This is a genomic window from Parolsenella sp. (assembly GCF_982402205.1).
The window spans coordinates 1-7,228 of record NZ_CEVYAT010000080.1; the positions used below are offsets into that span (position 1 = coordinate 1).

The 7,228-nt window shown below is 67.0% G+C and carries 5 protein-coding genes and 2 pseudogenes; 3 read left to right on the top strand and 4 right to left on the bottom strand.

Annotated features, from left to right (window positions below; genetic code table 11):
* Positions 1-303: 303 nt before the first annotated feature.
* Both AC1VTH_RS05350 and AC1VTH_RS05355 read right to left on the bottom strand, forming a co-directional pair.
* Positions 304-1,650: a glutamine synthetase family protein gene (locus tag AC1VTH_RS05350; protein ID WP_293825043.1), complete on the bottom strand. Its 1,347-nt coding sequence runs from the start codon at positions 1,648-1,650 to the stop codon at positions 304-306.
* A gap of 540 nt (positions 1,651-2,190) precedes the next feature.
* Positions 2,191-2,412: a FeoB-associated Cys-rich membrane protein gene (locus AC1VTH_RS05355; RefSeq protein ID WP_293673932.1), complete on the bottom strand. Its 222-nt coding sequence runs from the start codon at positions 2,410-2,412 to the stop codon at positions 2,191-2,193.
* A gap of 156 nt (positions 2,413-2,568) precedes the next feature.
* Between AC1VTH_RS05355 and gpmA the strand changes: the two genes are divergently transcribed.
* Positions 2,569-3,330 carry a 2,3-diphosphoglycerate-dependent phosphoglycerate mutase gene (gene gpmA, locus AC1VTH_RS05360; protein ID WP_481335116.1) on the top strand — a complete coding sequence of 254 codons (762 nt, stop codon included), beginning with the start codon at positions 2,569-2,571 and terminating at the stop codon, positions 3,328-3,330.
* A gap of 93 nt (positions 3,331-3,423) precedes the next feature.
* On the opposite strand, the gene AC1VTH_RS05365 is transcribed toward gpmA, so the two are convergent.
* Positions 3,424-3,630: a nitrous oxide-stimulated promoter family protein gene (locus AC1VTH_RS05365; protein ID WP_481335117.1), complete on the bottom strand. Its 207-nt coding sequence runs from the start codon at positions 3,628-3,630 to the stop codon at positions 3,424-3,426.
* A 230-nt stretch (positions 3,631-3,860) separates the two neighbouring features.
* Positions 3,861-4,715: pseudogene (locus tag AC1VTH_RS05370) on the bottom strand (ABC transporter transmembrane domain-containing protein); the annotation flags it as partial.
* 215 nt (positions 4,716-4,930) lie between these two features.
* Between AC1VTH_RS05370 and AC1VTH_RS05375 the strand changes: the two are divergent.
* Together AC1VTH_RS05375 and AC1VTH_RS05380 are read left to right on the top strand one after the other, a co-directional pair.
* A complete protein-coding gene (locus AC1VTH_RS05375; protein ID WP_293825051.1) occupies positions 4,931-5,632 on the top strand; it encodes an ABC transporter ATP-binding protein in 702 nt (233 codons plus the stop codon).
* A gap of 88 nt (positions 5,633-5,720) precedes the next feature.
* Positions 5,721-7,228 (top strand): annotated as a pseudogene (locus tag AC1VTH_RS05380) (hypothetical protein); the annotation flags it as partial.

Consider the following 7,228-nt stretch of genomic DNA (forward strand, 5'->3'; position numbering starts at 1 on the left):
GCCCTGGCCGGCTGCGATGGCGGCCAGGGCGCTCGCGGAGCCGATGAACTCGCGCCTGCTCATGTTCTTCATGGTGTGTCCCCTTCCCGTGCGCCGATGGCGCAGCTTTCGCGGGTCACTCGCCCGCATGCGTATCTGCCAATAATGAAGCGGTTTTATGCGCTTCTCGTAATTACGTTGCCTATTGTACTCAGAATTTTGCATTTGAACGGTAAAACATTCGGTAATTTTGCATATTCTCGAAGTTGCCTAAAAAAGGGGCGCGCCTTCATGCAATAAGGCGCGCCCCATGGCGTCGATGTCCTAGAAGCCGCCGTAGTAGTGGCGCAGCTCCCAGTCGGTCACGGTCTGGGAGTACTCGGCCCACTCGTCGCGCTTCTCGCGCAGCAGGTACTCGAAGATGTGATCGCCCAGCGTCTCGCGCATGAGCTCGCTGCCCTCGAAGGCCTCGACGGCCTCGCCCAGGTCGCGCGGCAGACGCGTGGCGCCCGAGGTGGCGAGCTCGTCGAACGTGGCGCTCGACTCGGCCGGGATCTCGAGGCCCTCCTCGATGCCCCTCATGCCCGCGGCGAGCGTCACGGCCATGGTGAGGTAGGGGTTGCAGGTGGGGTCGGGGCCGCGCAGCTCGATGCGGCGGCTCAGCTGCTTGCCCGGCTTGTAGGTGGGCACGCGCACGAAGGCCGAGCGGTTCTTGGAGCCCCAGGTGGCGTAGCAGGGAACCTCGCCGTTGGGCACGAGGCGCTTGTAGGAGTTGACCGTGGGGTTGGTCACGAGGGCAAACTCGGGAGCGTACTTGAGCAGGCCTGCGATGTAGCTCTGGGCCACCTTGGAGAGGTGGTGCACCGAGCCCTTGCCCTCGGCCCAGAACAGGTTGTTGCCGTCGTGGTCAAACAGCGACTGCGACAGGAACATGGCTGAGCCCGCCACGCCGGAGAGCGGCTTGGGCATGAACGAGGCGAACATGTTGTGCGAGCGGGCCGTCTGCTTGATGACCAGGCGGGCCGTCATGATGTTGTCGGCGCAGGTCACGGCCTCGGAGTAGCGCAGAGACACGCCGTTTTGCGAGGGCGCGGCGGCATGGTAGGAGTACTCCACCGGAATCGACATCTGCTCGAGGGCGAGCGTGAGGTCGCGGCGCAGGTCGCGGGCCGAGTCCTCGGGGGTGAGGTCAAAGTAGCCGGCGTTGTCGAGCGGCACCGGCACGGCCGAGCCGGCCGAGACCGTGGTGTCCTCCTTGAAGTAGAAGAACTCGAGCTCGGGACTCACGTTGAGGACGTAGCCGGCCTTGTCGGCGGCGCGGAAGGCGCGGTAGAGGCAGGCGCGCGGGTCGCCGGCGAACGGCTCGCCCTGCGGCGTGCGGATGTTGCAGAAGATGCGGGCCACGCCGCTCTCGGTGGGGCGCCAGGGCAGCACCTGGAAGGTGCTCGCGTCGGGAAAGGCCAGCATGTCTGACTCCTCGAGGGCGGCGAAGCCGTCGACGGCCGAGCCGTCGAAGCCGATGCCCTCCTCGAAGGCCTCCTCGAGGTCCTCCGGCGAGATGGCGAACGACTTGAGGTTGCCCAGCACGTCTGTGAACCACAGGCGCACGAAGCGGATGTCGCGCTCCTCGACGGAGCGAAGGACGAAGTCGATGTTCTGCTCGTTTGTCATCGAGACACCTCGTATCAGGGGCGCGGCGCAGCCCCGATGCGGGCGCGACGCAGCGTTTATCCAATGTATCGAAGCCACTGTCTCACATGCGTGTTACGGGGCTGTTTCCCCCGGGTGGGCGGCGTGTGACGAGCGCGGGGCGGCGGCGTGCTTCTCGGCGTCGGCGGGCACGGGGGCGGTGACGCTTGCGCGGGCGCGGCGGAGCGCGGGACGGACGCGGGAACGGGACGCAGGGCGTGCTTCTCAGCAGCGGCGTTCACGAGGGCGGTGGCAGGCTTCTCGGCGGCGGGCGCGGCGACGCGCCGCAGGACCACCCCTCTCACGCGCGATGAACCATCATCCAAACCACAAATTCCTAGGAAAATGCCGTTATCACTAATTAACGGATAACCATAAGGGCGTTTTCCTAGGATTTTGAGGAGGTGAAGTTTGGTTGGCGCGGCCGAGAAGGACCACTGGCCCGATGAGGGCGTGGCCGAGAAGGACCGGCAACGCGAAGAAGGGCCGGCGACACGATAAGGCTCAGATGGGTAGGGCCGCCTACTTGCCCTGGTTGGCCTCGTAACGCGAGACGGCGGCAGCGGCGTTGGCCATGAGCTTGGCGCTCTCCTTGCAGTGGCCGCCGCCCTTGTGGGCGCTGCAGGAGCCGCCCGACGCGCAGTCGGCGCACTCCCCCGACTTCTGCGACTTCACGATGGAACGCACGCACAGCGCGAACACAATGGCGACAACGGCAACGACGATGATGTCAGCAGCACTCATGACCTGCTTCTTTCCTATATGATACGGCCAGATGCGGCCGCGTTCGTTTCGATAAGTAAATCGTAGCAAACTTTTAAGTTGACCATAGTTAACTTCTAGCTAGACTAGGGCGCAAACAGATAGGGAGCACATCTCCCCCAACGCCAAGGAGGCACCATGGACAACGACACGATGCAGCTCGTCCTCATCCGCCACGGAGAGTCCGAGTGGAACAGGCTCAACCTCTTCACCGGTTGGACCGACGTCGACCTCACCGACACCGGCCGTACCGAGGCGGCCGCGGGCGGACGCGCCCTGCGCGAGGCCGGCTTCGACTTCGACGTCTGCTACACCTCGCGACTCAAGCGCGCCATCCATACCCTGGACATCGTGCTGGGCGAGCTCGACCGCGAGTGGCTGCCCGTCACCAAGAGCTGGAAGCTCAACGAGCGCCACTACGGGGCACTCCAGGGTCTCAACAAGGCCGACGCCGCGGCCGAGCACGGAGACGAGCAGGTCCTCATCTGGCGCCGCTCGTTTGACGTCCAGCCGCCCGCCCTTGCACCCGGCGACGAGCGCGACCCGCACGCCCAGCAGATGTATCGCGACGTTGCGCCCGACCAGCTGCCGCTCACCGAGTGCCTCAAGGACTGCATCGCGCGCGCCTGGCCCTACTTCGAGGACGAGATTCGCCCGCAGATGCTCGCCGGCAGGCGCGTGCTCGTCGTGGCCCACGGCAACTCGCTGCGCTCGCTCGTGATGAAGCTCGAAGGGCTCACGCCCGAGCAGATCCTCAAGGTGAACATCCCCACGGGCGTGCCGCTCGTCTACACGCTCGACCGCAGCTTCCACGTGGTGGACAAGCGCTACCTGGGAGACGCCGACGCGATTGCCGCCAAGATCGACGCGGTCGCCAACCAGGGCAAGGCCTCCCGCTAACCCCACGGGGACAGAGGGACGGGTCCTTTGTCCCCGTTCAGGGGGGGGGGACAATAGGCACGTCCCTCTGTCCCCGGCCCGACACGCACGGGGTCAGCCGCGGCGGCCACGCTTGGCGGCAATGACGCCCTGCATGCTCACCCACGCGTGGCGCAGCGCGGGCACGGGGCGGTAGCGCAGCATGCGCGGCCCCGACCAGCGCATGACCTCGCGGATGCGCTCGCGCATCTCGGGGCGATAGCAGTGCGTGGGACAGGCCGAGCAGAACGTCTTGGTGCCCATATGCGGACAGCGCTCCACCCGGGCCGTGGCGTAGGCGGCAAGCTCGGCGCACGCGGGGCACAGGCGTAGCCCACGCCGCTAAGCTCGACGTCGCCGTGGCCGGTGATCCCCACGTCGCCGCGGGCGGGCGCCGGGGTGTCCAGGATGTCGAACATGCGGCGCGACGCCGCCATGCCGTTCATGGCCGTGTGGAACAGCGACCCCAGCCGGCGCATGGGCAAAAAGAACTCCTGCGAGAGGAACACCACGAGGAAGGCCGCGCCAAACGTGATGGCGCCGCTCGCGAGCTGCAGCACCGCCACGATGATGCCGGCCGCGGCACCCATGTAGACCACGAGGTTCATGACGCAGATCGAGCGCAACTGCATCACGAGCAGGCGCATCGTAGCGCCGCGGAAGCACTCGGCCTCCTTGTTGATGCGGCCGTGCCAGGCGACGTCGGCCTGATAGACCTTGAGGGTCGTGAGGCCCTGCACCGCCTCGAGGAACATGCCGCCCAGGTCGACGTAGCTGCCCCAGTACGCCTCGCCGATCTTCTTGGCGTTCTTCATGACCATCATGATTGAGATGGGAATCACGGGCGCGCTCATGAGCAGCAGCGTCGCCGGCAGGCCCGCCTGCCACACGAGCAGGGCAAACAGGGTGAGGGGCGCGAGCGCCGAGTAGGAGAGCTGCGACAGGTAGCCGCCAAAGTAGACCTGCAGCGGCGAGACGCCCTCGACGCTCGTCTGCACGGCCTCGGCAGTGGTGGTCGTCTCGGCATAGGAGGGGCCCAGCTCGCAGAGCTTGGCGTAGACGAGACCGCGGATCTTGCGCGTGGCCACGAAGGCCGCGCGGTCGCCGCAGCGCTGGGCGAGGTAGATGGCCGCGGCGCGCACCGCGATAGCGGCCGCGAGCACGCCCAACGTGGTGCCCTGCGAGAGCGCCTGGACGGCGGCCGCGGCACCCATGCCCGTGCCGGCCGCGAAGGCGGCGTCGAGCAGGCCCGCGAGCACCCACATCACCACGACGTTGGCCACGAGGGCCAGCCACTTGCACGCCACGCTCGCCACGATGTGGCCAATGGCCTCGGGCACGAGCGAGAACAGGCGCTTCTCGAACATGAAACATCCTGGTAAAACGGCAGGGCGAGCATGCCGCGTGACAGAGGGACGGGGTCCTTTGTCACGCAAAAAACGTGACAATAGAAACGTCCCTCTGTCACGCCCCCGCTACGTCTCGGACTGATAGTTAACCTGCGCAAACACTATACGTGAAAGGCGAGCGTAACGGCTATACTGGACTTCATATGCACACAACCTGGCAGACGGGAGCCCGCATGCCCTACATCGAGTTCAACAACGTCGTGAAGGCCTACGGCTCGGGCGCCGCAGAGATCCACGCCCTCGACGGCGCGAGCTTCTCGGTCGAGCGCGGCGAGCTCGCCGTGGTGCTGGGCGCAAGCGGCGCCGGCAAGACCACGGCACTCAACATCCTGGGCGGTATGGACACCGCCACCTCGGGCTCGGTCACGGTCGACGGCCGCGAGCTCACGAACGCCACCGAGGACGAGCTGGTGGAGTACCGCCGCGCCGACGTGGGCTTCGTCTTCCAGTTCTACAACCTCGTGCCCAACCTCACCGCGCTCGAGAACGTCGAGCTCGCGGCCCAGATCTGCCCCGACTCGCTCGACGCGCGCGAGACGCTCGAGAAGGTGGGCCTGGGCAGCCGCCTCGCGAACTTCCCCGCCCAGCTCTCGGGCGGCGAGCAGCAGCGCGTCTCAATCGCCCGCGCCGTGGCCAAGAACCCCAAGCTGCTGCTGTGCGACGAGCCTACCGGCGCCCTCGACTACCAGACCGGCAAGCAGATCCTGCAGCTTCTGCAGGACACCTGCCGCCGCGATGGCATCACCGTGGTGCTCATCACCCACAACGCCGCGCTCGCCCCCATGGCCGACCGCCTCATCCGCTTCAAGAGCGGTCGCGTCACCGAGATGTGCGTGAACCCCGCGCCCACGCCCATCAGCCAGATCGAGTGGTAGAAGCGGGACAGTTGCTCAGGCATCTATTGTCCCAACTGGGACACTTGCTCAGGCACCTATTGTCCCAATGACGAGAAGGACCCGCCCCATGCGCTCAGCCCTCGCAAAAGACACCCTTCGAACCATCCGCCACAGCCTGCGCCGCTTCGTCTCGATTGCGGCCATCTGCATGCTGGGCACCACGATGTTCGTGGGCCTCACCATCGCCTGCGAGGACCTGCGTCTCTCGGCCGACGAGTACTTCGACGCCCAGCGCCTCTACGACGTGAGCGTGCAGTCGACCCTGGGCCTCACCGACGACGACGTGGACGCACTTGGCGCCCTCGATGGGGTGAGCGCCGCCCAGGGTGGCTGGAAGGAGACGGCCTACACCGAGGTGGACAACGCCAGCCAATCCGTCGCCGTGAGCGCCACGGCCAAGGACGGCATGAACGAGCCCTACCTCATCGAGGGGCGCCTGCCCGCTGCGGCCGGCGAGGTGGCCGTCACGAGCGACTACCTTGCAGACTCCGGCAAGCGCATCGGCGACACGCTCACCTTCGGCGTGGACGGCGACCCCTCCACCTGGGCGGCCGACGACACGCTCGAACGCCAGCAGGCCAAGGCGCAGGACCTGCTCGACAACATCGACGACGCAGACGACGTCGAGCTCACCGACGACGAGCGCGACCTGCTCGACCAGATCGACGCAGATGACCTCGCCCGCGCGGCCATCGCCAACGACATGGACCTCACCCGCTGGGCGGACCTCACGGACGACGACCTCCAGACCCTGCTCACCGACGCCTACCAGGGCCGCTTTGACGACCTCAGCGCGAGCGACGCCACCTCCAAGGAGCTCTTTGCCCGCCACGCCTACACGATCGTGGCCGAAGTGGGCGACCCCACCAACGTCGCGGCCAAGCACGGCTCGTCGTCCTTCCGCGCCACAGGCGCGCGCTACGCCTTCTTCGTGAGCGACGCCGACGCCACAACGAGCGCCTACTCGGTGGTCTACCTGCAGGTTGCGGGCGCCACCGAGCTAAGCGGCTTCACGGGCGCCTACCAGGACAAGGTCGATGCCGTCCTCTCCCAGGCAGAAGGCATCAAGGAGCAGCGCGAGCAAGCCCGCGAGGAGCAGATCGCCGCCGACGTCAACGCCCAAATCGACGAGGCCGAGCAGAGCGCAAACGACGAGTTCGAGCGCGCACAGAGCCAGATCGACGAGGCACAGGCCACGATCGACGACGCGCTAGCCCAAATCGAGAGCGGCCGCGAGCAGCTCGCGGCCAAGAAGGCCGAGGCCACAGACGCGCTCGCCGCCGCCCAGGCGCAGATCGACGCCGGCCGCGCCCAGCTCAGCGACCCCGCCACCCGCGAGGGGGCCATCGCCCAGGCCCGCGCGGCGCTCGAGCAAAACGAGCAGTACCAGGCCGCCAAGGACGCACTCGCTCAGCTCACGCAGGCCCGCGACGGCTACGCCGCCCTCGAGGGCGCGGCCGAGCAGCTTGAGGCCGCCATCGCCCAGGCCCAAGCCGCGGGCGCGGACGCCGACACCCTAGGCGCTCTCCACGACCAGCTCGACGCCGTACAGAAGCAGATGACGGACATCGAGAC

Coding starts and splice junctions, on each gene's coding strand:
- AC1VTH_RS05350 (WP_293825043.1), bottom strand. CDS start 1,650: ATGACAAACGAGCAGAACATCGACTTCGTCCTTCGCTCCGTCGAGGAG.
- AC1VTH_RS05355 (WP_293673932.1), bottom strand. CDS start 2,412: ATGAGTGCTGCTGACATCATCGTCGTTGCCGTTGTCGCCATTGTGTTC.
- gpmA (WP_481335116.1), top strand. CDS start 2,569: ATGGACAACGACACGATGCAGCTCGTCCTCATCCGCCACGGAGAGTCC.
- AC1VTH_RS05375 (WP_293825051.1), top strand. CDS start 4,931: ATGCCCTACATCGAGTTCAACAACGTCGTGAAGGCCTACGGCTCGGGC.